The organism is Halobellus ordinarius (assembly GCF_031823395.1).
In the GTDB taxonomy this organism is placed as follows: domain Archaea; phylum Halobacteriota; class Halobacteria; order Halobacteriales; family Haloferacaceae; genus Haloquadratum; species Haloquadratum ordinarius.
On sequence record NZ_JAVQKJ010000014.1, the window covers coordinates 1 to 24,669 of the forward strand.

23 protein-coding genes and 1 pseudogene are annotated in these 24,669 nt (G+C 66.3%); 14 read left to right on the forward strand and 10 right to left on the reverse strand.

The window, feature by feature from the left end:
• Positions 1–117 precede the first annotated feature (117 nt).
• Positions 118–483 (forward strand): annotated as a pseudogene (locus tag RJT48_RS17470) (HalX domain-containing protein); the annotation flags it as partial.
• A gap of 87 nt (positions 484–570) precedes the next feature.
• Here RJT48_RS17470 and RJT48_RS17475 read toward each other — a convergent pair.
• Positions 571–1,737 carry a pyridoxal phosphate-dependent aminotransferase gene (locus RJT48_RS17475; RefSeq protein ID WP_311173624.1) on the reverse strand — a complete coding sequence of 389 codons (1,167 nt, stop codon included), beginning with the start codon at positions 1,735–1,737 and terminating at the stop codon, positions 571–573.
• Entirely contained in the window at positions 1,734–2,222 is a 489-nt protein-coding gene (locus tag RJT48_RS17480) for an Lrp/AsnC family transcriptional regulator (RefSeq protein WP_311173625.1), read from the reverse strand. Before RJT48_RS17480 ends, RJT48_RS17475 begins: the two co-directional genes overlap by 4 nt.
• A gap of 155 nt (positions 2,223–2,377) precedes the next feature.
• Between RJT48_RS17480 and RJT48_RS17485 the strand changes: the two genes are divergently transcribed.
• From RJT48_RS17485 to RJT48_RS17525, 9 genes are all read left to right on the forward strand, one after another.
• The gene (locus RJT48_RS17485; protein ID WP_311173626.1) at positions 2,378–4,189 is read left to right on the forward strand and encodes a DUF7408 domain-containing protein; all 1,812 of its coding nucleotides are present in this window, start codon (positions 2,378–2,380) and stop codon (positions 4,187–4,189) included.
• Positions 4,189–6,624, forward strand: coding sequence for a VWA domain-containing protein (locus RJT48_RS17490; protein WP_311173627.1), 2,436 nt, complete (start codon positions 4,189–4,191; stop codon positions 6,622–6,624). Before RJT48_RS17485 ends, RJT48_RS17490 begins: the two co-directional genes overlap by 1 nt.
• The gene (locus RJT48_RS17495) at positions 6,621–6,980 is read left to right on the forward strand and encodes a hypothetical protein (protein WP_311173628.1); all 360 of its coding nucleotides are present in this window, start codon (positions 6,621–6,623) and stop codon (positions 6,978–6,980) included. The genes RJT48_RS17490 and RJT48_RS17495 overlap by 4 nt, the downstream gene beginning before the upstream one ends.
• The gene (locus tag RJT48_RS17500) at positions 6,970–8,079 is read left to right on the forward strand and encodes a DUF7502 family protein (RefSeq protein WP_311173629.1); all 1,110 of its coding nucleotides are present in this window, start codon (positions 6,970–6,972) and stop codon (positions 8,077–8,079) included. Before RJT48_RS17495 ends, RJT48_RS17500 begins: the two co-directional genes overlap by 11 nt.
• A 60-nt stretch (positions 8,080–8,139) precedes the next feature.
• Complete coding sequence (locus RJT48_RS17505) at positions 8,140–9,087, forward strand: AAA family ATPase (protein WP_311173630.1); 948 nt, start codon at positions 8,140–8,142, stop codon at positions 9,085–9,087.
• A 2-nt stretch (positions 9,088–9,089) separates the two neighbouring features.
• Positions 9,090–9,992: a DUF58 domain-containing protein gene (locus RJT48_RS17510; protein WP_311173631.1), complete on the forward strand. Its 903-nt coding sequence runs from the start codon at positions 9,090–9,092 to the stop codon at positions 9,990–9,992.
• Positions 9,993–10,068: 76 nt separating this feature from the next.
• Positions 10,069–11,319: an MFS transporter gene (locus RJT48_RS17515; RefSeq protein ID WP_311173632.1), complete on the forward strand. Its 1,251-nt coding sequence runs from the start codon at positions 10,069–10,071 to the stop codon at positions 11,317–11,319.
• 74 nt (positions 11,320–11,393) lie between these two features.
• Positions 11,394–11,819 (forward strand): EamA family transporter, encoded by a 426-nt coding sequence (locus tag RJT48_RS17520; RefSeq protein ID WP_311173633.1) that lies wholly within the window; start codon positions 11,394–11,396, stop codon positions 11,817–11,819.
• A gap of 107 nt (positions 11,820–11,926) precedes the next feature.
• A complete protein-coding gene (locus RJT48_RS17525; RefSeq protein ID WP_311173634.1) occupies positions 11,927–12,490 on the forward strand; it encodes a thioredoxin family protein in 564 nt (187 codons plus the stop codon).
• A 191-nt stretch (positions 12,491–12,681) separates the two neighbouring features.
• Here the strand turns inward: RJT48_RS17525 and RJT48_RS17530 are convergent, their stop codons facing one another.
• Both RJT48_RS17530 and RJT48_RS17535 read right to left on the reverse strand, forming a co-directional pair.
• A complete protein-coding gene (locus tag RJT48_RS17530) occupies positions 12,682–13,140 on the reverse strand; it encodes an RNA-binding protein (protein WP_311173635.1) in 459 nt (152 codons plus the stop codon).
• Between the two features lie 35 nt (positions 13,141–13,175).
• The gene (locus RJT48_RS17535) at positions 13,176–13,394 is read right to left on the reverse strand and encodes a DUF1918 domain-containing protein (RefSeq protein ID WP_311173636.1); all 219 of its coding nucleotides are present in this window, start codon (positions 13,392–13,394) and stop codon (positions 13,176–13,178) included.
• A 119-nt stretch (positions 13,395–13,513) separates the two neighbouring features.
• Between RJT48_RS17535 and RJT48_RS17540 the strand changes: the two genes are divergently transcribed.
• On the forward strand, positions 13,514–14,182 hold the full coding sequence (locus RJT48_RS17540) for a DsbA family protein (RefSeq protein WP_311173637.1): 669 nt from the start codon (positions 13,514–13,516) through the stop codon (positions 14,180–14,182).
• A 131-nt stretch (positions 14,183–14,313) separates the two neighbouring features.
• Here the strand turns inward: RJT48_RS17540 and RJT48_RS17545 are convergent, their stop codons facing one another.
• Entirely contained in the window at positions 14,314–15,615 is a 1,302-nt protein-coding gene (locus RJT48_RS17545) for a DUF7405 family protein (protein ID WP_311173638.1), read from the reverse strand.
• A gap of 121 nt (positions 15,616–15,736) precedes the next feature.
• On the opposite strand from RJT48_RS17545, the gene RJT48_RS17550 reads away from it, so the two are divergent.
• Complete coding sequence (locus RJT48_RS17550; RefSeq protein ID WP_311173639.1) at positions 15,737–16,936, forward strand: MFS transporter; 1,200 nt, start codon at positions 15,737–15,739, stop codon at positions 16,934–16,936.
• A gap of 45 nt (positions 16,937–16,981) precedes the next feature.
• On the opposite strand, the gene RJT48_RS17555 is transcribed toward RJT48_RS17550, so the two are convergent.
• Entirely contained in the window at positions 16,982–17,959 is a 978-nt protein-coding gene (locus RJT48_RS17555) for an aldo/keto reductase (RefSeq protein WP_311173640.1), read from the reverse strand.
• A 116-nt stretch (positions 17,960–18,075) separates the two neighbouring features.
• Here RJT48_RS17555 and RJT48_RS17560 point away from each other — a divergent pair, with 116 nt between their 5' ends.
• A complete protein-coding gene (locus RJT48_RS17560; protein WP_311173641.1) occupies positions 18,076–19,209 on the forward strand; it encodes a polymer-forming cytoskeletal protein in 1,134 nt (377 codons plus the stop codon).
• A gap of 80 nt (positions 19,210–19,289) precedes the next feature.
• The gene (locus RJT48_RS17565) at positions 19,290–20,090 is read left to right on the forward strand and encodes a creatininase family protein (protein WP_311173642.1); all 801 of its coding nucleotides are present in this window, start codon (positions 19,290–19,292) and stop codon (positions 20,088–20,090) included.
• A 105-nt stretch (positions 20,091–20,195) separates the two neighbouring features.
• Here RJT48_RS17565 and RJT48_RS17570 read toward each other — a convergent pair whose 3' ends face one another.
• From RJT48_RS17570 to RJT48_RS17585, 4 genes are read right to left on the reverse strand one after another with little or no spacing between them, the layout of a single operon-like run.
• Positions 20,196–21,068: an FAD binding domain-containing protein gene (locus tag RJT48_RS17570; protein ID WP_311173643.1), complete on the reverse strand. Its 873-nt coding sequence runs from the start codon at positions 21,066–21,068 to the stop codon at positions 20,196–20,198.
• Positions 21,068–23,443 (reverse strand): xanthine dehydrogenase family protein molybdopterin-binding subunit, encoded by a 2,376-nt coding sequence (locus tag RJT48_RS17575; RefSeq protein ID WP_311173644.1) that lies wholly within the window; start codon positions 23,441–23,443, stop codon positions 21,068–21,070. Before RJT48_RS17575 ends, RJT48_RS17570 begins: the two co-directional genes overlap by 1 nt.
• A 1-nt stretch (position 23,444) precedes the next feature.
• Positions 23,445–23,945, reverse strand: coding sequence for a (2Fe-2S)-binding protein (locus tag RJT48_RS17580; protein ID WP_311173645.1), 501 nt, complete (start codon positions 23,943–23,945; stop codon positions 23,445–23,447).
• 51 nt (positions 23,946–23,996) lie between these two features.
• The gene (locus RJT48_RS17585; RefSeq protein ID WP_311173646.1) at positions 23,997–24,614 is read right to left on the reverse strand and encodes an SRPBCC family protein; all 618 of its coding nucleotides are present in this window, start codon (positions 24,612–24,614) and stop codon (positions 23,997–23,999) included.
• Positions 24,615–24,669: the final 55 nt, after the last annotated feature.

Genomic DNA, 24,669 nt, shown 5'->3' on the forward strand with positions numbered 1-24,669 from the left:
CATCGCTAGCCGTCTGAGCGATCCCATATCGCCAGACGGCGTCCAATTCCCGGTTAGCTTGACGGTATTTTCCTGTGAGAGCGTCTGAAACTACAGTCAGTTAGCGGCAAAACAAGGCAACCCGACTTCGACATCGTCGAGATGGGCTTCGACGACTACCTCGTAAAGCCCGTCTCCCGCGAGTCGCTGACGGAGACTGTCGAGGGGCTTCGCCTCCGGGAATCCTACGACGAGGGAATGCAGGAACTCTTCTCTTTGGCCTCGAAGAAGGCCATTCTGGAGGCGGAGAAAGACGCTGTCGCCCTCGAGAACAACGAGGAGTACCAGCAACTTTCGGCGCGAGTCGAAGAGCTCCGTGAACAGCTCGACCGGACGGTCGGCGAATTCGACGACGATGAGGACGTCGCGGCGATGTACCGCGACATCGGGGACGATTTCGAGGCTGCCTTCGAGATGGACGACGGAGCGGACCAGGACGTCTGAGCGGGTCAAAGGGGTGAACACAGACTTCTGCGCGGGTCGAAGAAGTGAACGCGGACGTCTGAGTGGGTCGAGTGATCGAGCGAGGAATTACGTCCCGTCGACGAACGACTCGATCCGGTTCAGCGCTTCTTTCAGGTCGTCCATCCCGGCAGCATAGGACACGCGAAGGTGACCCTTGCCGCCGTCGCCGAAGACCCGGCCGGGGACGAGTGCGACCCGCTCCTCGTGGATCAGCGTCTCGGCGAACTCCTCGTCGTCCTCCCAGCCCGGCGGACACTCGGGGAAGACGTAGAAGGCGCCTTTCGCCTCGAAGCAGTCCATTCCGATCTCGTTGAACCGCGAGATGACGAACTGCCGGCGGCGGTTGAAGGCCCGTCGCATCTCCTCGACGGCGCCGTCACAGGACCCCAACGCCTCGATGGCGGCGAACTGCGCGGTCGTCGGCGCCGACAGCATCGTGTACTGGTGGATGCGGTTCATCGCGCCGATCACTTCGGCGGGACCGAGCGCGTACCCCAGGCGCATCCCGGTCATCGCGTACGCCTTCGAGAAGCCGTTGAACACGACGGTCCGGTCAAACATTCCGGGGAGCGTCGCGATCGACACGTGGTCGTCCTCGTAGCGGAGCGCCGCGTAGATCTCATCTGAGAGGACGAAGATATCGTGCTCGCGGGCGAACTCGGCGACCTCTGCGAGTTCCTCGCGCGTCATCACCGCGCCCGTCGGATTGTTCGGGTAGCAGAGCACGAGCACCGACGCCTCTGCCGCGCCGTCGCGTTCGAGGTCCTCGTAGGTGAGCGCGAAGTCGTTCTCCGCGCGCGTTCGGACAGGGAGCGGCTCGCCCCCCGCGAACGACACTGTGGGCCCGTAGGAGATGTACGAGGGCTGGGGGACGGCGACGGCGTCGCCGGGATCGACGAGCGCGCGCATCGCCAGATCGACTGCCTCGCTGGCGCCCGTACTGACGATGATCTCCTCCTCGGGATCGTACGAGAGGTCGTACCGGCGGACGTGTTCTGCGATCAGTTCTCTAAGGTCGCTTCGGCCCCGGTTGGCCGTATACGAGGTTCGCCCGCGTTCGAGGGAGTCGATCGCGGCCGCGCGGGCGGCCCACGGCGCCGAGAAGTCCGGCTCACCGACGCCCAGCGAGATGAGGTCGTCCATCTCCTCGGCGAGTTCGAAAAAGCGCCGGATTCCGGATGGGGGCGTCTCCCGCACCCGCTGCGAGAGCGGGCTGGACGCGGCCTCCTTCATGGCGAGACGGCCAGGCGATCGTCGTCGTCGCCGTCGCCGAAGTAGACGCCGCGCTCCTTGTACGTCGTCATCACGAAGTGCGTCACCGTCTGGGTGACCTCCGGGATCGGTGCGATCTGCTCGGAGACGAACATCGAGACGTCCCGCATCGACTCGCCTTCGACGTCGACGGCGAAGTCGTAACTGCCGGAGATGAGCCGCAACGACGAGACCTCGGGGAATTTCGCGATCCGCCGAGCGATCTCCTCGTACCCGGTCTCGCGGTCGAGTTCGACGTTCAGCTCGACCTCCGCGCTGACGTGGGGCTCGTCCACGTTGTCCCAGTCGACGACGGCCTGATAGCCGCGGATCGCGCCCTCGGATTCCAGCTCGTCGACCAGCGTCTCGACCGTTGCTGCGTCGACACCGAGCTGTCGGGCGATGTCTTCGGTGCTCTCGCGAGCGTCACTCAGCAACAGGTCGAGCAGTTCCCGCTTCGCTTCCATACTCGATCCGATGCGGCCCCCGTTGAAATGGTTTGCTCTCCGGTCTCGACGGGTTCGGCGGCGGTTGCCGCCGGGACCGCTGATGCCGTTCCGGATCGAACCAGCGCGCCGGCGGTGGGAAAGGTCCAATACCCCGGCGGCCTCCCGCTCATACGATGGCCCTCTCGGACGTCTTCCTCTCTCCACTCGGGTTCGCCGCCCTCCTCGCAGCGGTGCCGGTTATCCTCCTGTACCTGGTTCGTCCGGATCCCCGCCGCGTGACGCTGCCGACAGTGCGATTCCTCTCTGAGGCCGCGGGAACGTCCTCGTCGTCACCGCTGTTCGAGCGGCTGAAGCGCAGCATCCCGCTTTTGCTGCAACTGCTCGCGATCCTCCTCTTTGCGACGGCGCTTGCGGCGCCCTACGTGGCGGTCTCCCAGTCGGAGACCGTCCAGGAAACCGTCGTGGTGCTGGATGCGAGCGCGAGTATGAACGTCGAAGACGGCGGCACGACGCGGTTCGATCGCGCGGTTGATTCGGCCGACGGCGCGGTCACCTCGACGACGTCTATCGTCCTCGCGGACGGACACGGGTCGATTGCCCTCCGCGACGGGACTGCGGCCGACGCCCGTGAGACTCTGGCAGCTATCGAGTCGACTGACGCGCCCGGGAACCTCCGAACGTCGATCGCACGAGCGACGAGCGTGGCAGGCGAGAACGCCCGGATCGTCGTCCTCAGCGACTTCGCCGGCGACAGCGACTGGGAGTCGGCCGTTCGGGCGGCGCGTGCCCGCGGCCTCACAGTCGACCTCCGGCAGTTCGACGGCGGTGGTGCGGACAACGTCGGCATCGTCGACCGTGAGTTCTCGGGCGACAATGTGACCGTCTCGGTCGGGAACTTCGGGGACTCGGAAGTCACCCGTCGCGTCTCGCTCGGAGAGGCCGAAGAGACGCTCACCCTCGCCCCCGGCGACGTCCGCAGCGTCCAGCTCCCAGTGCCTGCGGGCGGCGGCGAGATCCGACTGTCGCCGTCGGATTCGTTCCCGACCGACGACGTCGCGTACGTGGCCGCACCGGCGGACGCCGACGTCGACGTCCTGCTCGTCACGAACGACCGGAACCGCTACCTGACGACCGCCCTGTCGGTGATCGATCCGGTGTCGACGACTGTCGTCGAACCGCCGGAGTCGATCCCGGATCCGCCGGCGGACGCGTACGACATCGTCCTCTACAGCAACGTCGACCCCGAGCGGTTCGGGGAACGCTACGTCGCTGCCGGCCGCGAGGCGATCGCTGCCGGCGGCGGGGTCGGCATCCAGGCGGGGACGTCGATGCCGACGAACGCCTACGGGGACCTGCTTTTGCTCTCGCCCGAGAGTGTCGCCTCGAATCCGACGCTCGAAACGCCGACTGACGACGAACTCACCCGCGATATCACCTTCCCGCCGCCGGAGCGCTACGTCCGCGGCGATCTCCGTTCGGGCCGCGCGCTCGTCTCGACGACCGACGGCTCGCCGCTCATCGCGACGGCCGACCGAGGCGAGGGACGGATCCTCTACTACGGCTACATCGAGTCGGCGTCGTCGTTCAAATACGACTTCGAGTACCCGATCTTCTGGAAGCGAAGCGTCTTCGCGCTCGCTGACCGTGAATCCCTCTCCGAACTCAACCGCGCGACCGGCGACCGACTCCGGTTCGGCAACGAGACGACCGTGGAGACGCCGCGCGGGGAGGTCAGGGCCGCAGCGATCGATGTTCAGGACGCAGGCTTCTACGTCGCGGACGGCGACCAGTACAGTGCATCATTGCTTAGCGCCGCGGAGTCCGACGTCTCGGCCTCGGAGATCGATTCGGATGCGGCCGGTGGCCCGACGACACGTCAGGAGCGGCGGACGGCGCCCGATCCACTGACGGAGTTCGTCGCCCTCGGCATCGTCGCGGTCGCGCTGGGTGAACTCGCGTTCCTCCGCCAGCGGGGTGATCTCTGATGTTGGGGCTCGCGGCGACGGTGAGTGTTCGCGGCGGACTCGGGGCGGCGGCCGTCCCGTTCGAGGCCCCGATTGCGTCCGTTTCGGTCGAACTCACGGAGGCGCTCTCGGTCGGCCTGGCCCGTCCGCTGTTCCTCGTCGCGCTCCCGCTGGGCGTCCTCGCGATCTGGGCGCTCCTCTTCCGCGGCGCCGAAGGGACGGCTTCCGAGCGCTCGCGACGCTTGCTCTTCGCCGCGCGGGTGCTCGTCGTCGCGCTCGTGGTCCTCGGCGCCGCCGGCCCGCACACCGTCCAGTCCCGGGAGACGGCCGGGGAACCGAGCGTGACGCTGCTGGTCGACCGCTCCGACAGTATGGCCGTCGCGCCCGACGTGGCGAACCGCCTTGAGTCGTCCATCGAATCGGAGGGCGTCTCGGTCCGACGGGTGCCCGTCGGGACGAACGACACCTCGCCGGTCGGCGACGCCGTCGCGGCGAACCTCCGGGAGGGCGGCGAGGTCGTCCTCCTCAGCGACGGCCGGGTGACGAGCGGCCAGCCGCTCGGCGAGGCCACCGCGCTCGCCCGCTCGGTCAACGCCACCGTCTCGGTCGTCTCCCCGGATCCGCGGACGACCGAACGATACGTGACCGTCGCGGGGCCCGACAAGGCCAGCCGCGGCGTCGAGAACCGCTTCGCTGCACGTATCGACGGCGTCGGCCCCAACACGTCGGCGACGCTCACCGTGCGCGTCGACGGCGAGCAGGTCGCCGAGCGGACGACGGAGACGGTTCCGACGACCGTCGAGTTCAACCACACGTTCAACTCGACCGGGAGCCACACGGTAACCGCCGAAATCGACGCGCTCGACCGGTTCTCGGAGAACGACGTCTACCGGAAGACGGTCCGGGTGGTCGAACAGCCGGAGGTCCTCTACGTCTCGCCGGGCGAGTATCCCTACCGTGACTACCTCGACCAGTTGTACGATGTCGACACCGCCGAGGAGGTCCCGGAGGATCTCTCGGAGTACTACGCCGTCGTGGTACAGGACGCCCCCGCGGATTCGGTCGGGAACGTCGACCACCTGCAGGAGTTCGTCATCGAGGGCGGCGGCCTGGTGGTCGTCGGCGGCCAGAACTCCTTCGACCGCGGCGGCTACGAGGGCTCGAACCTCGCGTCGATGTTGCCGGTGACCGTCGGCGAGGGGCAACGGAGCGCGACGGACATCGTCCTCGCGGTCGACGTCTCCGGGAGCGCCGAGGAGGGGATGCGGATTCAGAAAGCCACCGCGCTCTCGGTGCTCGATCAGCTCGGCGACGAGAACGAGGTCGGGCTGGTCGGCTTCAATTTCCGGGCGTACCGCGTCGCGTCGGTCGAACCGCTCTCGGAGAACCGCGGCGAACTGGAAGACAAGCTCCGGCGCCTCCGGTCCGGCGGAGCCACCGACATCGCGGCGGGCGTCCGCGGCGGCGGCGAACTCCTGGGCGACCGCCGGGGCACCGTCATCCTCGTTAGCGACGGCCACGACAGCCCGGACGAGGCTGCTGCTGTCGCTTCTGGGCTCGCCGACCGCGGCATCAGGGTCGTGACCGTCGGCGCGGGCGAGCGGATCAACGAGCGGACGCTCCGAACGATCGCCGGGGCGGGCGGCGGCAGTTACTTCCGTGCGACAGAGACTACCCAGCTCGGCATCCTCTTCGGCAGCGCGGGCGCGCCTGGTGCCTCCGGGCTCGTCGTCCTGGACCGCACCCACTTCGTGACCGCCGGCGTCACCCTCACCGCGTCGCCGGACTCCTTCAACGACGTCTCGGTCCGCTCGGGGGCGTCGTTCCTCGTCGCCGGCGAGAACGGCCAGCCCGCGCTCGCGACGTGGCGGTACGGCCTGGGTCGGGTGGCGACGATCACCGCCCACGGCGAGGACGGGACGCTCGACGGACTGCTCCGGGAGCCCGACTCGCTGCTTTTAACGCGGACGACGAACTACGCCGTCGGCGACCCCGAGCGGAAGGCGACCGGCGTGGTCGGCGTCCCCGACACCCGCGTCGGCGAATCGACGAGCGTGACGTATCGGGGCACGGAGCGACCGACGGCCGCCGAAGCGTCGTTCCAGCGCGTCGGCGAGGAGACGTACCGGGCGTCCCTGACGCCGGACGAGGCGGGATACTACGAGGTGTTGAACGCCACCTACGCCGCGAACTACCCGCGGGAGTACGCGGCGTTCGGCCCCGATCCGGCGCTCCGGACGCTGGTCGAGGAGACCGGCGGCGAAGAGTACACCGTGGCCCAGGGGCAGCGGATCGCCCGCGCGGCCGCACAGCGGTCCGTCGGCGTGCGACCAGTCAGGACCGACTGGACGTGGCTGCCGCTCGTGCTCGGACTCCTGGTTTTCACGATCGAGGTGAGCTACCGGCGGCTTCAAGTCCGTCGCCGAAATAGACCCGCCGACGGAGGTCTCCCGTGACGTACGTCGGCAATAGCCTGAACCTCGCGCTCGTCGTCGCCCTCCTCGTGCTCGCTGCGGGGACCGTCGGAGCCACGGTGCTGTACCAGTCCGGCGTCGCCGACGTCGAGGCCCAGAACGAACAGTTGCGGGCACAGAACGAACAGCTTCGCGAGGATCTGCAATCGGCACGCGACCGGATCGACTCGCTGCGCTCCGAGGTCGATCGGCTGGAAGAACGCCTCGCGGCGACAAACGAGACGCTCACCGAGGTCCGATCCGAGCGCGACGCCTACCGCGAGGACCTGCGCGCGGTCTGTGAGGGGATACGCGAGCGCAACGAGAGCCTCCCGGAGGAATGCGAAAATGTCGAGTGAGCGTGACGGCCACGAGGACGATCACGAAGACGACTACGAGGACGATCACGAAGACGACCACGAGGACGATCGCCGATCCGAATCCGGCGACTCCGACGGGTCGGCAGCGGCCGGAGATACGTCCACCGAGCCCGTGACGTTCGACGCGGATCCCGGGTTCGGCGGCGACGGGGGGGATTCCCCCGGAAGCGGGGACGACGTCGACGCGACGACCGACCGTATCAAAGCCGCCCTCGCGGAAGTCCGCCGGGAGGTCCGCAAAGCCGCTCTCGTGCACGCGACCGTCGAGGCGACGCTTTTGGCGCTCGTGGCGAATCTCGTGCTCGCAGTCGCCGACCCATCGTGGCTTTCGGGACGCCTCGGCCTCCCTGGTGTCGTCGTCGCGGCACTCCGCGGTCTCCCGCTACTCGGCGATGTCGCCCCGCGGACCGTCCGCGTCACCGCCCTCGCGGCAATCGCAGTCGGCCTCCTCGCGTTCGTCGTGGCCTACCTCGTCCGACTCCGGAGACCGCTCGTCGAGCAGTTCGAGGCCGCGAACCCGCCGGTCCGGGAGGCGCTCAGAACCGCCCGCGACGCGGTCGACGGCGGCGCGGACACCGAGATGGCGCGCCGCCTCTACGACGACGTGATCGACACGCTCAGGGAGACGTCGAGTCGCGAACTCGTCGAGACCCGGCGGGTCGCAGTCACGGTTCTGCTCGTCGTCCTCGTCAGTCTCGCGAGCATCCAGGTTGCGGTCGTCGATCCCGACCTTGGCGGGATCCTGGGCGGCACGGCCGACACGCCCGGCGTGGACCGCCCGGACGACGACGAACTCCAGGACGGCGAGGAGATCCTCGGCGACGAGGAGGACGTCGCGGCGGGCGACGAACTGGAGAACATCACCGTGCCGGGCACCGGGGAGGGGACCGGTGAGGGCTCGACTGCCCCCGACGGCGGCCTCGGCGGCGGTGGCGGCGGCAGCGGCGAATTCGACAGCCAGGAGGCCGGATTCGCCGGCGAAGAGCGGTTCGAGGACGCCGAACTCGTCCGCGAGTACAACGTCCGGATCAGGCAGTTCGACGACGGAGAGGACGATGGAACCGAAGGGACGAACTGAAGACGGAGACGCAAACGACGTAGAACACGATACCACGAGGACCCGACGGATGCAGCCACTATGAACGGACCACACGACACTGACGACATCGATCGGATTCAGCACGGACTCGCCGCCCTCCGCGAGGAGGTCGCAAAGCGGATCGTCGGCCAGTCGGCGGTGGTCGAACAGCTGATGACCTGTCTGCTCTGCGACGGCAACGCCCTGATCGAGAGCAACCCCGGACTGGGCAAGACGACGCTCGTTCGGACGATCGCCGAGGCGACCGATCTGTCCTTCTCCAGGATCCAGAACACGCCGGATCTGATGCCAGCCGACATCACCGGGACGGAGATTATCCGCGAGTCCGGTAACACCCGCGAGTTCGTCTTCGAGGAGGGACCGGTGTTCGCGAACCTCGTCCTCGCCGACGAGATCAACCGCGCGACGCCGAAGACGCAGGCGGCACTGCTGGAAGCGATGCAGGAAAAGCAGGTGACGACCGCGGGCGAGACCCGGGAGCTGCCGCGCCCCTTCTTCGTGCTCGCGACCCAGAACCCGATCGACCAGGAGGGGACCTATCCGCTTCCGGAAGCACAGACTGACCGCTTCCTCCTGAAGATTCTCGTCGAGTACCCCAGCCGCGACGAGGAGCGAGCCATCGTGGACCGGTATACGACGGGTGCGCCGGACCCCGCTGTGGATCGCGTGCTCTCCCGGCAGGATCTGATGCGTGCCCAGCAGTTGACTCGCCAGGTGCCAATCGCCGACGACATCCGTGATCGGGTGATCGATCTGGTTCGGGCGACGCGCACGGCCGACAACGTGGAGTTCGGTGCGAGCCCCCGCGCCAGTATGGGGCTCGTGCTCGCCGCGAAGGCACGGGCGTTCCTCGAAGGCCGCTCGCACGTCTCCTGGGAGGACGTCGAGGCGATGGCGCATCCGGTACTCAGACACCGCCTCATCGTCGATTTCCGGGCCGAGCGCGAGGGAATCACCCCCGACGAGGTCGTCGCGGACCTCCTGTGACGATGGCGATCGATCCCTCATTTCTCGACGAACTGGCGCGGTTCGAGGGGTCGCTGCGGGCGCAGACCGACGCCCTGCGACAGGGCCGGACGGAATCCTCGAACGTCGGCGAGGGGTTGACCTTCAGCGACTACCGCCGATACACCCCCGGCGACGACGTGCGCCTGATCGACTGGCGGGTCTACGCCCGGACTGACGAACACTTCATCAAGCAGTTCGAGGCCGAGCGCAACCTCACCATCCACATCCTGCTTGACACCTCGGCATCGATGGATTTCGGCGACGGCGCCGAACACAAATTCGAGTTCGGCGCGCGGTTCGCACTGGCGTTCGCCTACTTCGCGGCCGCGGCCCACGACTCGTTCCGCGTCTCGACGTTCCGAACCGACGTCGAGCGACTCGACCGCGGCCGCTCGACGCGCGGAGAACTGCTCCGACTCCTCGATTCGGTGAACGGCGTCGATCCCGACGGCCGGACCGACTTTCGGGAATCCCTGGAGACGTACGCTCGAACCATCCGGTCTCGGTCGCTCGTCATCGTGATCAGCGACTTCCTCGAAGATCCCGACGAGATCGAAGACGGCCTCGCGGCGCTCGGCCACAGCGATGTTCTCCTGGTCCACGTCGTCGCGCCGGAGGAACGGGACCCCGACGTTGTCGGCGACGCCGTGTTCGAGGATCCCGAGACGGGGGAGACGCATCGATCGTACTTCTCGGGTTCGACAGTCGAGGCGTACCGCGATCGGCTCTCGGGGCACATCGACGACGTCGCCGCGCGGGCACGATCGCTCCGCGCGGAACACGTCGTCGTCGACACCGACGCCGACTTCTTCGAGGCGTTCGCCGACGTCTGGACGCGACAGGAGCGTCGGGGCACGCCGGGGCGCGGCTCGCGGGGTCGGTGACCTGTAGGGGGTCCAAATTTCGACCGGCGCGACGCGATTCGGCGGGTATATTTCGGTCCGTGTGTGAGTTTCGTCCGTGTCCGCCGCGCAGGATCGTCGAGTGGTCGCGCTGATCGCCGGGTCGCACTTCGTGAACCACACGTACATCGTAATGCTGGCCCCGCTCGTGACAGTGCTCGCTGGGCGGTTCGACGTGAGTATCGCCGGGATCGGGCTGGCGATCGGGATCCAGAACGCGGTCGTCCTCCTCCTGCAGCTCCCCTTTGGCTACGTCTCCGACGCCTACAGCCGGACGCTCGTCCTGGCGATATCGCTGGTCGTCGGAACGGTCGGCGCCGCCCTCACCGCGCTTGCGACGTCCTACGCGTGGCTCCTCGCGGCACAGGTGGTTGTCGGCGTCGGGGTGGCGGGCCATCACCCGGCACACTATCCGCTGCTTGCGGCCGTCTCGACGGATGGCAACCGCGGCCGCGCCTACAGCGCCCACGCTTTCGGGGGATCAGTCGGCCTCGCGGCGCCGTACGCAATCGTCGCAGCTACCGCGGCGCTCGGGTTCTCGTGGCGCGTCGCGATCGCCTCTATCGCTGCATTGGGGGCTCTGTACGCCGCGTACTGTCTGCTACGGTTCCGAAGCGTCGACGAGTCGATCACGCAACCCGGCCTGGCTGAGCGCCCCGACGGCCGGCCGACGCTCCGTTCGATCCCGGGGCGGTTGCGACGCCTCCTCCGAACGCTGACCGCATCGAAGGGCATCCTCGCGCTGACGGTGCTGGCGTTTTCAACCTCCGCGGCGGCGTGGGCGATCCGAACCTACACACCCAGCCTGCTGGCGGCGGGCTATAGCCTCCCTGAGGGAACCGCGAACGTCCTCACGTCCGCGATGTTGGGGGTCGGTGCTGGTCTGATCCTCCTCGGCGGGGGGCTCACCGACAGGCTCGGGGCCGCCCCGATCCTGATCGGCGGATACGGCCTCCTTGCGGTCGTCGCCGCGCTGCTTGCGACGCTCGCGCTCCCGATCTTCGCGGTCGGGATCGTCCTGGTTCTCAGCGGGAGTATCAGCCTGTCGCGCCCGGCGCGCTCGACGCTCGCAGACGAACTATCGGCGCGTGCGGATCTGGGGAAGAATTTCGCCCTCGTCACGATCGGGATCTCCCTCGGCGGGGCTGTCGCGCCGCCGTTCTTCGGCTACCTCGTCGACGCCGCGGGACTCGGGATCTCGTTTGCTGCCGTTTCAGCCCTCGGGGTCCTCTCGCTGGGAATCGGGTGGTGGATCGTCCGCGATGCGGCGCGCCGGCGCTCCGCGACGGTGCCGGCCGCCGACGATTGATCTGCGGCGACGAGGGGTCCGCATCGCCGGTCAGGATCGAAACGGTGAATCGGCAGGTCTCCCCAGACGGGTGTATGAGTTATCTTCCCTGGGCGCTGCTCGCGCTTGCCACCTACTCTGTCGTGCCGCCGCTGATGAGCGTCGCGACTACCGGATCGACGGCGATACCGAGCAACGTGGCGACGCTGATGACGAACTTCGTCCTGGTGGTGTTGTCCGCCCTCGTCGTGGTCGTCAACCGCGAGGACCCGCTCGGCTACATCGGCCATCCGAAAGCCATCTACGTGTTGATCGCAGGCGTCTGCGTGACCGTCGGCATCCTCGCGTACTACCGCGCCCTGTCGCTCGGGCCGGTGAGCGTGGTCTCGCCCATCTTTGGGATGTTTCTGGTTCTCAGTTCGGCCATCGGATTCGCGTTCCTCAACGAATCCCTGACCGCTCGGAAACTGCTCGGAATCGGCCTCGGGGTGGTCGCGATCTACCTCGTCAGCGTCGAATAGTCGACGGCGAGTGGAATGATCGACGGTGGACGAACTAGCCGACGGCGCACAGGATAGTCGATGGCGAACGGACAGCATCTTTACGTCCAACGTGCGTACACGAAGGTATGGTAGTACTCGAATCCGATTCCGAACTGTCCCAGGGAGACGAGGCACCGGCGTTCGAACTCCCAGCTGCGGACGGGAACACGTACGCGCTCGCGGACTTCGTGGAGCACGAGGCGCTTTTGATCGTCTTCACCTGCAACCACTGTCCCTACGCCGAGGCGAAGGTCGACGAACTGAACCACCTCGCCTCCGCCTACGACGACCTCGCTGTCGTCGGGATCAACCCGAACGACGCCGGGGAGTACCCCGACGACTCCTACGAGCGGATGCAGGAGCGCGTCGAGGCGGGCGAAATCCAGTTCACCGCCTATCTGCGAGACGAGTCCCAGGCCGTCGCTCGGGAATACGGCGCCGTCTGTACACCTGATCCGTTCCTCTTCGAGAACGACGGCGGGACCTTCCGGCTCGCGTTCCACTCTCGTCTCGACGACGCGATGAACCCGGACGCGGAACCGGAGCGCTACGAGATGCGGGAGGCCGTCGAGGCGCTGCTCGCCGGCGAGGAGATTCCGATCGAGGCGACGCCCTCGCAGGGCTGTTCGATCAAGTGGACAGAGGAGTGATACTCACGAGGCGTTGGCGAGAGTTTATATACTAGCCCGGGACCACGACCGCCGTGCGGTGAGAACCGCCGCAGGGCGTTCCGCGGGTGTGTAGCACGCCGTCCTGCGGATGCCGTAGTGCTACCTGTTCGCCATTCGTCGCCATTTGCTGGCGGGCCCGACCATCAGTCGTCGGTGACGGGACGAGTCGATCACTCCCCGTCGTCAGATGGCGGATCGAGCGCTTCCGCGCGTTCCAGCGCCTCGCGGGCGTTCTCGACGGCCGCCTCCTTCTTTGCCGGATAGGCCTCGACCTTCGCTCTGAGCGTGATTCCGTCGCCGCGGCGGACCTCGCCACCGAACGCCGCCTGCTTGTCCAGCCGCAGGAACAGTTCGGTGTTCTCGGTGACACGCTCGTCGAGTTCGGCCACGAGCCCCTCGAACTCCGGCAACTCTGTGAGGCGACCGAGAGCGTAGCGGACGTCGTCGGCGCTCTCCACCCGCGCCGAGAGGACGACGATCCGATCTCCGTGGTGGCCCTCGCTTTCGGTTCGCGTGATCTCGAACTCCTCGGGGAGGAACGTCCGCAGCGCCCGCTCGACCCGCTTTTCGTCTTCGGTCTCGTACGAGAAGGTCCGCAGATCGACGTAATGAAACGGGATTCGAGGCATTGGAAGAGCTTCGGGGGGGAAACGGAAAACTCCGGTTACTCGTCGTCCGCGTCGTTGGACTCTTCGTCCCCGTCGCCGTCTGCGGGTTCGAGCTGATCCGCGGCGATGCCGACCTCCTGGCCGTCGTCGAAGCTCACGGTGTAGGTGGCGTCGCCGAACATCGTCTCGACGACCTGCGTGATCGTTCCGACCTCGCCGTCGAATTCGCTGTGTTTGTCGTGCAGTACCACGCTGTCGTCTTCGTCGAACTCCATACACGAGAAGCGTCCTGCAGCGGTGAAAAGTCGTCTGGTTCGGGAGCGCGGTGTCGACGAACGCGGGTTCACCGCCAAGTGACCGTCACTATATAAGTCAGGGGGTCCTGCGAACGGGTATGCCAACGACCAGACGATCGTATCTCGCTGCGCTCGGTGGCGCGGCAACGCTCGGAGCGACTGCCGGCTGTCTCGGTGGATCGGGCGGCAGTGGTCCCCTCCCCGAGGGCTGTGACGTCGGGTCACTCGATTCCGTCTCCTCGATGTCGCGTCCCGCTCTCGGGCCCGAGGACGCCGCCGTCACTGTCGACGTCTTCGAGGACTACGCCTGCCCGCACTGCAAGACGTTTACCGTCGAGACGTATCCGGAGATCAGATCCACCTACATCGACCCCGGCGAGATCCGGTATCGGTTCTTCGACTTCCCGATCCCGGTCGACGAGGAGTGGTCCTACCGGGCCGCCTCCGCCGCCCGGGCGGTGCAGGACCGAAGCGACGCCGAGACGTTCTTTTCGTTCGCGAAGGGCGTCTACGAGAACCAGGACAGCCTCGGCGACAACGGGTACGAGATCGTCCACGATCTCGCAGATGACGCCGGGGTCGACGGCTGCACGGTCGCCGCGGCGGCCGAGCAGGAACCGTACCGCGACGTGGTCGAGGCCGACCGCCAGACCGGCAGCGATCGCGGAGTTCCCGGCACTCCCGCCGTCTACGTCGACGGGGAACTACTCCGCGGGTACGACTGGGACACCGTCGACACCGCCATTGCCAGCGCTCTCGATAGCTAACTGATCGCCCCTCCGGGATCGTCGGCGCCGTTCGCTGTTCGCGATCAGGGATCCTTCGGTCCTATTCGAGACCCGATATCGTTCCCTCCGTCGACCTCAGTCGAGCCCAGGTGTGGCTCCCCTCGCCGACTTCAATCGAGTCCGGGTGTCGCTCCCTCCGGTGTCGGCAACGCGCGCAGCGAACGCGGCGGGACCAGGAAGTTCCCCCTGCGCTTCACGAAGATGTATTCGAGAATGCCGTTGTTCACGCGCTGCCGAATCGTCGGGACGTCGGTGAGGTCCGTCCCGTTCATCGCCTCCCGGACCTCCTCGAACGCGGTGATTCCCCGCTGGAGACTCGGGAAGTGGAGGCTCGCCTCGTCGTCGTCAGTGGACTCGAAGTGGCGTCGCAACAGCCGAACGTTCCCGTCGGCGTCACGATTGCCGCGCGCGGCCTTCTGGGCGTGGCCTACCCGGGCGTACTCCCGGGCGTGTTCGCGCACGTTCTCGATCATCTCGGGTGTGAGGCCGCTGTCGTCGCCGAGATTCCCGCCGACGCCGTCGACCAGCCCACGCTCGGCGTGAACCGGCGAGAACATCTCCGCGACCCGCTGCTCGAAGGTCTGCTCCTCGTACCAGTCGTCCAGCCGCATCCGGAGGTTCGAGACGTGCTTCGTCGTGCCGCCGGCGAAGGGACCCGCCGAAAGTGTCACGTAGTCCTCGGTCGCCTGATTCTTCCTGAAGCCCGCGATAAACCCCATAAACAGCGGTGAGTCCGCCGGGACCGGATTCGAGTCGGGGATGCCGGCCAGTCCTTCCTGCCGCTCCGCGGGCATCCCGGCGCCGACGAAACCGGTTCGGCGGTCCGCAACCTCGAAGGCCGAGGTGAGGGGCGTCTCGACGGCAACCCCGTTTGCCCTCGGTTCGTTGCCGCGTAGCGCCTCCTCCGCGGCGAGGACGACCTCGGCCCGGTCGGAGGCGAGATGCAGCAGCGCGTCCTGTCGATCGAGCGCGGGCGACTCGAAGGGCGACAGCGGTCGCGGCTCGGGAAGATCGATCGAGTCGGGAAGGGTCGCGTCGAATCGATCGAAATACCGCGCCGAGTACGCGATCGTGGACAGGAGACCCTCACTGCTCCGTTCGTAGGCTCGGTCGAGCGCGGAAAGCGCGGATTCGACCGACTGCCTGGCCGCGGGATCGGGCGCTCCGTCACCGGGGAGCGTGAGGTAGAGCAACACCTGATGACGGGGGAGAAGGCTGTTCCCGTGCTCGTCGGTCCGCACGCGTTCGTTCCAGGCGTGCTGCCGTTCGGGGAGCGTCGACGGATCGTCGGGGCCGCCGGGAACCGCGTCCCCCGAGCGGTCGAGACACGCGGAAAGCGCTGCGGTGCCGCCGGCAGCGACGGCCGCCTTCAGCAGTTCCCGACGAGTCAGGTTCCCACCCCGGTCGAACATATACGGCCTAGGGAAGCCGCGGCAAAGTGGATTCTGATCCGGAGCGGGAGCCTCACGACGAGAGACCGACGGACGCCTCGCAAAACGACGCGGATATTTGTTCGGAGCATCAATCGCCGCTGTGACTCCCCGCGGGACGCGAATCCGACTGGCAGTCGGTGTCTGGGGCGTACTCGTCTCGCAGGTGTTTCTCTACCCCGGCGTCGAAGACATCGTCGTCGCGCTCGGCGGGGACGACACCATCCAGGCGGGGATGTGGTTTCTCGTCGCGGAGTTCGCGGCGTTCGTCACCTTCGCCAGCGTGTGGGGCGCCGTCAGCGATGCCCTCGGCCGGCGGATGCCGCTCGCTGCCGTCGGCGCACTCGGCGGTGCGGCCTGCTATCTGCTCCTGACAGCGGTCCCGACGGTCGGGGTTCCGTTCGCGGGTGTCATCGTCATCCGATTGGTCGGCGGCGCGGCGACGATCGGCGCCTTTTCGCTTTCGATCACCGCGCTCGCGGATCTTTCGGGGGGCCACGGGCAGAATATGGGCGCGGCCGGCATCGCAATCGGACTGGGAGCGGCGCTCGGATCGGTACTCGGCGGGTGGCTTGCAGACGCCGATCCACTCTATCCGCTGTTCGCCGCCGCGGTCACGCTCGTTGCCGTCGCGATCCTGTTTCTCACGGTGACCGAGAGCCTGCCGGACACGGATCCCCTGCGCGTCGGCGACGTGTTCACGCGAATCCGGAGCCGCCCGGCCCTGCTCGTGCCGTTCGCGTTCGGATTCATCGATCGGATGACGGCGGGGTTCTTCGCGCTCGTCGGGGTCTTTTACTTCCGGGAGACGTTCGGACTCGACGCCGCGGGCGCGGGCCTCGCACTCGCCGCGTTCTTCGTTCCCTTCGCCCTCTTGCAGTATCCAGCGGGGGTCCTCTCCGATCGGATCGGCCGGGCGGTGCCGGTCGTCGTCGGCTCGGTCTGCTACGGGATCGGCATTATCGCCGTCGGGATCGCGCCCGTCCTCGTTCTCGCGATCGGTGCGATGGCAATCGTGGGCGCGCTGGGCGCGCTCGTCGCGCCAGCGACGATGGCGCTCGTGACCGACGTCGCCTCCCCGGAGACTCGCGGCGCAGCGCTCGGCGGCTTCAACGTCTTCGGCAGCCTCGGCTTTCTCGCCGGCTTCCTCCTCGGCGGATCGACGACTGCGACTGCCGGTTATACTGCGGCGTTCCTCGTAGTCGGCCTCTCGGAGGTCGGGATCGCACTCGTCGCCGCCCGGGCCGTCTGGCGGATTTCCGGTTCCGATTCCGATCCTGGGCCCGACATCGATCCCGGATGAGGTCGATCATCCTCTGCCCTCGAAGGCCGCCGCACTGGGCGGCGGTTACTCGTGCCCGGAGACCCGGACCGGTTCGTAGGGCTCCTCCAGGTACTCGATCTCCGAGTCGCTGAGGTCGATCGAGAGCGCCTCCACCGCGTCCTCGAGGTGTTCGATGCTCGACGTGCCGACGATCGGGGCGTCGACACGGTCGTCTGAGAACAGCCACGCGAGCCCGATCTGGGCCATCTTCACGCCTTTCTCTTCGGCGAGTTCGGCTACGCGCTCGTTGATCTCGCGTCCCCCGCCTTCGAGATAGGGATGTTCGTGGGCGTGGTCGTCAGTTTCGCCGCGTGTGGTCGCTCTGGCTTCCTGATGCGGACGGGCCAGCCACCCGCGGGCCAGCGGCGACCACGGAATGACGCCCACCCCCTGTTTGTCACACAGCGGCAGCATCTCGCGCTCTTCTTCCCGGTACAGCAGGTTGTAGTGGTTCTGCATCGTCGCGAACGGCGTCAACCCCTGTCGATCAGCGACGTGCTGTGCCTCTGCGAACTGGTGGGCCCACATCGACGAGGCGCCGATGTGTCTGGCCTTCCCCCGTCGGACGACGTCGTCGAGCGTCCGCATCGTCTGCTCGATCGGCGTGTCGTAGTCCCAGCGGTGAATCTGGAGGAGATCGAGGGTATCCACCCCCAATCGGTCCAGAGAGTTATGGAGTTCCTGTTCGATCGCCTTCCGGGAGAGGCCGCCGGAGTTCGGATCGTCGTCGTCCATCTGGAAGTACACTTTCGAGGCCACGACGAACCGGTCGCGGTCGTACTCCGAGAGCGCCTCGCCGAGCACCCGTTCGGACTCCCCCTCGGAGTACATATTCGCGGTGTCGAAGAAGTTCACCCCGAGTTCGATCGCCCGGTCGACGAGCGCCTTGCCCTCCTCCTCGTCGAGCACCCACTCCCGCCAGTCGCTCGTCCCGAAGCTCATACAGCCCAGACAGATCTTCGAGACCGTGGTTCCAGTCTCGCCGAGAGTCGTATACTCCATAGCGGCCTCACGGACGGTGGATGCAAAAAGCTACGCGACCCCACAACGATCTGACAACAATTAAACCGGACGCCGTCGTAGCGCCGCAACGAGAGGTCCCCCTCTCGTGAGACAGTATGTCGCGACACAACAGGAGACGACTCACAGTCCTTCTCGTAGCCCTCTTCGTGATTGGCGGGCTGCCAGCGGTCGCAGGTGCACAGCAGGCCGGGTCGACCAGCGATGGCAACAGCCAGTTCGGCAGCGTCGTCCGCGTCGACGCCGGCGAGACCTACGACGGATCGATCGACGCGACGGCCGCGTCGGTCGTGATCGCAGGCACTGTCGAGGGCGACGTGTCGGCGTCGGCAGGATCGGTCATCGTCACCGAATCGGGACGGGTGACCGGGTCGCTCGACGCCGCCGCCGGGAGCGTCGTGATCGAGGGCACCGTCGACGGCGACGTCTCGGTCGGCGCCGCAGCCTTCGAACTTCGTGAAGGTTCACAGGTCGGCGGGGCGTTGGAAGCCGGCGCCGCCGACGTTCGCCTCGATGGCGCCGTCGCGGGCGACGTCACGCTCAGCGCTGACACGCTGGTCGTCGGGTCGACGGCCACGCTCGGCGGGTCACTCACCTACGCCGGCGAGGACGTCACCCTCGCCGACGAGGCGAGCATTTCGGGCCCGGTCAGCCAACAGGAGTCGGTCGAACTTGCCGGTCCCGACACCTTCGGGGCCGGCGGTGGCGGTTCACCACTCTCGGATATCCCGGGCTGGGTCGGCCCCCTCTACGGCGGCCTGGCTGAACTCCTCCTCGGCGCGGTCCTCCTGGCTGCCGTGCCGACCTTCTCACGCCGACTCGTGGCGACGGGCACCTCGCGGGCGCTTCACAGTGCCGGCACGGGTCTCCTCTCGATCGTCGGCGTCCCGATCCTGCTTTTGCTCATAGCCGTCACGATCGTCGGGATCCCACTGTCGATCGCCGGCCTCGTCACCTTCCTGATTCTCCTCTGGGTGACGTCCGTGTACGGGGCGCTGATCGTGGGGACGAGTGCGCTGTCGCTCGCGGACTACGAGAACCGGTGGGCCGCGCTGCTGGTCGGCGTCGTGGTCGTCGGACTGCTCGAGGCGATTCCGGTCGTGGGCGGGCTCGTCCAGTTCGTGGTCCTGATACTCGGGTTCGGCGCGTTCGCGCTCGCGGCGTACGATTACCGGCGCGGCGGGGCGGAGACGGAGCCTGACGATCTCACCGGCGTCGTCGGTGGCGAATAGTTCGCGGGTCGGTTCGGCGTCAGGGTCCACGCCCCGTCTCTGTGGCGTACATTCTTGGCGCCGCGCCGCCTTCCTCCGGTATGTACGCTGCAGACCGGACCTGGCCGGAACTCGGAGACTACGTCGCCGAGGAGTCGGTCGCGATCGTCCCGCTCGGATCGACCGAACAGCACGGCCCGCATCTCCCGCTTGCGACCGACCATCTGATCGCCGAGGGGTTAGCGCGCGAGGCGAGCGAGCGAACTGGCTTTCTCTGCACGCCAACCGTCAACGTCGGCGTCAGCCCGCATCACCGCCAGTTTCACGGGACGATGTGGGTCGACGCGCCGCAGTTCCGCGACTACGTCGAGTCGCTGACGCGGAACCTCACGTACCACGGTATCGACCGGGTCGTCTACGTCAACGCTCACGGCGGCAACGTCCAGCACCTCCGGGAGGTCGGCAGGCGACTCCGTGACGACAGCGCGTGTTACGCGGTGGAATGGATGTGGGACGAGTCGATCCCGGATCTCGTCGAGGAGGTCTTCGAGCGGAACGGGCCCCACGGCGGGCCGAAGGAGACGGCGATGATCCAGCACCTCGCCCCCGACCTGGTCCGAGAAGAGAAACTCACCGCCGCCCGGGACAACGGACTCCCTGACGTCGACGCCGCCGAACACATCCAGAAGTACGGCGCCCGGACGTTCTATGACGCGATCGAGAACTCCGAGAACGGCGTGTTCGGCGATCAGACGGACGCGACAGCCGAGATCGGCGAACGCCTGTTCGAGGCGGCCACCGAACAGCTCGTCCGCCTGCTGGAGTGGCTCGACGACCGACCGATCGAGGACCTGCTGGCGCCGGCCCACGTGGACCCGCAGCCGGGAAGCCGGCGGGAGTAGTGGGCGGGCAGTCCTGAGCGGGAGTATCGTCCTATCCGGCGGTTCTCGTCGCGCCGTTCGGCGAGGAGCGAAGGGAGAAGGCGGTTCACTCGCCCGCGTTCTCGTCTATCCGAGACGACTGACCGCCGTCTCGATCGCCCGCGCCGTGTACACCTCGAGCAGGTGGCTCCGGAACTCCGCGGAGGCGTTGGTGTCCTCCATCAGCATATAGGACTCGACGTCGTCGGTCGCGTGCGCTGCCGCTTGCTCGGCGAGGTCCGCGTCGATCGGTTCGCCGGTCAGCACGTCCTCTGTGGGCCCGAGTCGCATTGCGTGATCGAACGCGCCGTTTGCCGCGATACGGGCGTCAGTAATCGTCTCACCGTCTGTCTCCAGCACTGCGGCGACACCGACCAGCGCGTACCCCGACGAGGGGCTCTCCTTCTTTATGTACGCCGCCGCCGACTCCTGTTCGAGGTGCGGGATTTCGATCCGGGTGAGGACCTCGTCCTCGGCGAGCGCAGTGGTGAACATCATCTCGAAGAAGTCGGTGGCGGGGATCGTCCGTTCACCATCCCGCCCGCGAGCGTGAATCGTCGCGTCGGAGACGAGGACTGCGGCAGGCAGGTCGGCTGCCGGATCGGCGTGGGCGATGTTCCCACCGACCGTCCCCGCGTTCCGGATCTGCATATCGCCGATCTCGGCAGCAGCCTCCGAGACGATCGTTTTCCGCCCAAGCACGTCGTCGTCGGCCACAGTCGCGTAGGTGGTCATCGCACCGACGGTACTCGACTCGTCCCCGTGGTCGATTCCGTACAGGGAATCGACGTCCTCGACGTCGATAATCACATCGGGGTTCGAGAGGCCGGATTTCATCGCCGGCAGGAGGCTGTGTCCCCCTGCCATCAGTTCGACGTCTTCCTCGCTGTGTTCGACGAGGAGATCGACGGCCGCCTCGACGTCCTGGGGTGAATAATACTCGAATGAGGACGGGTACATTATGAATCACCCTCCTTATCGCGGACAGCTGACCAGATTGTCTCGTTGGTGAGCGGCATATCGAGGTGATCGATCCCAAACGGCTCCAGAGCGTCGACGACGGCGTTGACGACAGTCGGTGTGGCACCGATCGTTGCGGACTCCCCGACGCCTTTCACCCCAAGTGGGTTGTGTGGGCTCGGTGTCACCGTACTGTCCGTCTCGTACTCTGGGAGGTCGTTCGCGCGCGGAAGGGCGTAGTCGTTCATCGATCCCGTGACGAGGTTCCCCTCGTCGTCGTATTCGCCCGACTCCAGGAGCGCTGCGCCGATCCCTTGGGCGATACCGCCGTGTATCTGCCCTTCGACGATCATCGGGTTGATCTGCTCGCCACAGTCGTCCACTGCAACGTACCGCTGGATCTCGACCTCGCCAGTCTCCGGCTCGACTTCCACGAGCGCGATATGGGTTCCAAACGGGAAGGTGAAATTCTCGGGGTCGTAGTAGGATGTCGCTTCCAACCCCGGTTCCATCTCGTCGGGGATGTCGTGGCTGATGTAGGCCTCGTGGGCAATCGTCTGGATACTCATCGAACGATCGGGTGCCCCGACGATGTGGAACTCTCCGTCTTCGAACTCGACGTCTTCCTCGTCGGCTTCGAGTTGATGTGCGGCTATCGAGCGAGCTTTTTCGATTACCTTCTCGGCACTTGTCGACACAGCGGCGCCGCCGACAGGAGCACTTCGGCTCCCGTAGGTCCCCATCCCCTGCGGGACTTCGTCGGTATCGCCCTCGATGACTTCGACGTCGTCGAGCGGCACACCGAGCTCCTGGGCGGCGACTTGCGCGAGGGTTGTCCGGTGGCCCTGCCCCTGATCAGAGGTCCCACAGTAGACAGTGACCTTCCCCGAGGGATGGAAGCGAACGACGCCGGCCTCCCAGCCGCCGACGACCGAGCCGAGTTCACCGGCAGCTTTCGACGGTGAGAGCCCTGCGGACTCGACGAAGTTCGCGACGCCGATCCCCAGGTACCGGTCTTCCTCCTCACGGAGCCGCTTTTGTCTCTCACGCTGCGCCTCGTAGTCGATCAACTCGAGGGCGCGATCCATCGCTCGCTCGTACTCGCCGCTGTCGTAGTGGACGCCGACCGGCGACGCATAGGGGAAGTCGTCGGGATCGATCAGGTTCTTGCGTCTGAGTTCCGTCGGATCCATCCCGAGTTCGTTCGCGGCGACATCGAGGATTCGCTCGGTCACGTAGATCCCCTCCGCACGTCCTGCGCCGCGGTATGCGTCGACCGGGGCCGTGTTCGTGAAGGCACCGACGACTCGACAGTGGATGGCGGGGATCTCGTACTCGCCCGAAAGGATCGTCGCATAGAGGTACGAGGGGGTCGCCGTCGCGAACTGGAGGAGGTGCGCGCCGAGACCGGCGTGCGTTTCGGCCCTCAGTCCGTGGATTGTGCCGTCGTCGTCGACCGCGATTTCGGCTTCGGTGACGTGGTCCCGTCCGTGACTGCCGGTGGCGTAGTCCTCGCTGCGGGCGGCCTGCCACTTGACGTCACGTCCGAGTTGCTTTGCACACCAGGCAGTGATGGCTTCGTCCGGGTAGTGATAGATCTTCTTCCCGAATCCGCCACCGACTTCTGGCGCGATGACCTGCAGTTTGTGTTCCGGATGCCCGAGCGTCGCTGTCGACAGCAGCATCCGGTGGATGTGCGGGTTCTGCGACGTCATCCAGAGCGTCAACTCGTCGCTGCCCGGGTTGTAGCTCGCCGCCGCGGCCCGTGGCTCGACAGCGTTGGGGATAATCTTTGGCTGTTCGAGTTCGACACTCGCGACGTTGTCGGCCTCGGCGAATGCCTGGTCGACGGCTTCACTGTCGCCGAGTTCGAAGTCGAACGCCACGTTGTCCTCGGCCTCCTCGTGGACCGTCGGTTCGGCACCGACTGCTTCCGTCGGTTCCGTCACGGACTCGAGACGCTCGTACTCGACGTCGACGAGGCTGGCGGCCTGGTGGGCTTTGTACCGGTCTTCGGCAACGACGGCGGCGACCGCGTCACCGGTGTGACGGACTTTGTCGGTCGCCATAATCCGGTACTGCGGTGTCACGAGGCCCGGAAGCATCCACGCCGTCGGGATGTTGTTCGGGATGCCGCTGGACTCGATATCTTCGCCGGTGAACGCGGCGATGACGCCGTCTTGTGCCTCGGCCTCGCTCAGGTCGATGGTCTCGATGCGGGCGTGAGCGTACTGGCTTCGTACGATCGAGACGTGAGCGGCGTCGGGGAGCTTATCGTCCGTAAACTCCGCTTCCCCCGTGAGCAGCGAGGAGTCCTCTCGCCGTTCCACGGTCGATCCGAATACGTCGTCGACTGCTTGTTGCTCGGATGCCATTCTAATCACCCGCTCCCTGGCTGGACAGTTCCTCTGCCGCGGATTCGACCGCGTTGACGATGTTCTGGTAGCCGGTACATCGACAGAGGTTCCCGTCGATCGACTCACGGATTTCTTCCCGGGACGGGTCTGGATTCTCCTCCAGCAGCGAGGTTGCGGTCATCAGCATCCCCGGGGTGCAGTATCCACACTGCAGTCCGTGTTCCTGCTGAAACGACTCCTGGAGCGGGTGGAACTCCTCGCCGTCGCTGAGCCCCTCGACAGTCGTGATCTCTGCACCGTCCGCCCGAACTGCGAGCATCGTACAGGATTTGATCGGTTCGCCGTCGACGTGGACCGTACAAGCGCCGCAGAGACTGCTCTCGCAGCCGACTTTCGGGCCGGTATAGCCCAGTTCTTCCCGGAGCGCGTGAACCAAAAGCGTCTCCGGTTTCACGCTTAAGTTCCGTTCCTCGCCGTTCACTTCGAGTGTGATCTCGTGTTTTTCTTGTTTTTCTTCCATCATAGTGTATTTTTGAACATTTGCGAATTCGTTGCGCTGGCTCGGATGGTGTCAGAACAATCCCGACACCCGGTCGCGGAGACTACTCTGTGTTTCCTCATCGGCCGCGTCGCCGACTTCCTTCAGGCGGTCGGCAACCTGGTCGAAGAACCGTTTGACGACGCGGTTGGCCACCGGTTTGATGACTCGACCGCCGAGCTGTGCGATCTTGCCAAACACGTCCGCTTCAGCGTTCCATTCGACAGCGACCCCGTCTTCGACCTCGGAAAGTTCCATCCACGCCGACATCTCGAAGGCGCTATTCGCAGCTGAGCCTTCGCCCGCTGCGCTCATACGTGGAAATTCCCGTTCTGTGATGGTAACCGTCGACTCGAAACTCGGTTTCACGTTACCGACACTGAGTTCGATGAGCGTGGCGTACGTGTTTCCTTCCACGAAGGCCCGTTCAGCGACATCCTCGGGTGTTGCGTCCGGGAGGATCGGCGGATCCTCTCCGTCGTTTTCTGCTTCCGTCCGGAGCTGCTCGAAGTCTACGTCCCCCCCGTCTTCGACCGGCACGAGGAATTGACAGCCCGGCAGGGACGCTTTGATCATATAGGGGTCTGAAAGCGCCAGCCAGACTTCCTCGAGGGAGACGTTATCGATTTCGAAGGTTCCATCGAATTTCATAATTGAGCCTTTGGTACCATACTACATATTACAGATCATCAGTTCAATAAAACTA

Bases quoted from the DNA above. Each gene is read 5' to 3' on its own strand.
- RJT48_RS17475 (WP_311173624.1), bottom strand. From the start codon at position 1,737: ATGAAGGAGGCCGCGTCCAGCCCGCTCTCGCAGCGGGTGCGGGAGACG.
- RJT48_RS17480 (WP_311173625.1), bottom strand. From the start codon at position 2,222: ATGGAAGCGAAGCGGGAACTGCTCGACCTGTTGCTGAGTGACGCTCGC.
- RJT48_RS17485 (WP_311173626.1), top strand. From the start codon at position 2,378: ATGGCCCTCTCGGACGTCTTCCTCTCTCCACTCGGGTTCGCCGCCCTC.
- RJT48_RS17490 (WP_311173627.1), top strand. From the start codon at position 4,189: ATGTTGGGGCTCGCGGCGACGGTGAGTGTTCGCGGCGGACTCGGGGCG.
- RJT48_RS17500 (WP_311173629.1), top strand. From the start codon at position 6,970: ATGTCGAGTGAGCGTGACGGCCACGAGGACGATCACGAAGACGACTAC.
- RJT48_RS17505 (WP_311173630.1), top strand. From the start codon at position 8,140: ATGAACGGACCACACGACACTGACGACATCGATCGGATTCAGCACGGA.
- RJT48_RS17510 (WP_311173631.1), top strand. From the start codon at position 9,090: ATGGCGATCGATCCCTCATTTCTCGACGAACTGGCGCGGTTCGAGGGG.
- RJT48_RS17520 (WP_311173633.1), top strand. From the start codon at position 11,394: ATGAGTTATCTTCCCTGGGCGCTGCTCGCGCTTGCCACCTACTCTGTC.
- RJT48_RS17525 (WP_311173634.1), top strand. From the start codon at position 11,927: ATGGTAGTACTCGAATCCGATTCCGAACTGTCCCAGGGAGACGAGGCA.
- RJT48_RS17530 (WP_311173635.1), bottom strand. From the start codon at position 13,140: ATGCCTCGAATCCCGTTTCATTACGTCGATCTGCGGACCTTCTCGTAC.
- RJT48_RS17535 (WP_311173636.1), bottom strand. From the start codon at position 13,394: ATGGAGTTCGACGAAGACGACAGCGTGGTACTGCACGACAAACACAGC.
- RJT48_RS17540 (WP_311173637.1), top strand. From the start codon at position 13,514: ATGCCAACGACCAGACGATCGTATCTCGCTGCGCTCGGTGGCGCGGCA.
- RJT48_RS17545 (WP_311173638.1), bottom strand. From the start codon at position 15,615: ATGTTCGACCGGGGTGGGAACCTGACTCGTCGGGAACTGCTGAAGGCG.
- RJT48_RS17555 (WP_311173640.1), bottom strand. From the start codon at position 17,959: ATGGAGTATACGACTCTCGGCGAGACTGGAACCACGGTCTCGAAGATC.
- RJT48_RS17560 (WP_311173641.1), top strand. From the start codon at position 18,076: ATGTCGCGACACAACAGGAGACGACTCACAGTCCTTCTCGTAGCCCTC.
- RJT48_RS17565 (WP_311173642.1), top strand. From the start codon at position 19,290: ATGTACGCTGCAGACCGGACCTGGCCGGAACTCGGAGACTACGTCGCC.
- RJT48_RS17570 (WP_311173643.1), bottom strand. From the start codon at position 21,068: ATGTACCCGTCCTCATTCGAGTATTATTCACCCCAGGACGTCGAGGCG.
- RJT48_RS17575 (WP_311173644.1), bottom strand. From the start codon at position 23,443: ATGGCATCCGAGCAACAAGCAGTCGACGACGTATTCGGATCGACCGTG.
- RJT48_RS17580 (WP_311173645.1), bottom strand. From the start codon at position 23,945: ATGGAAGAAAAACAAGAAAAACACGAGATCACACTCGAAGTGAACGGC.
- RJT48_RS17585 (WP_311173646.1), bottom strand. From the start codon at position 24,614: ATGAAATTCGATGGAACCTTCGAAATCGATAACGTCTCCCTCGAGGAA.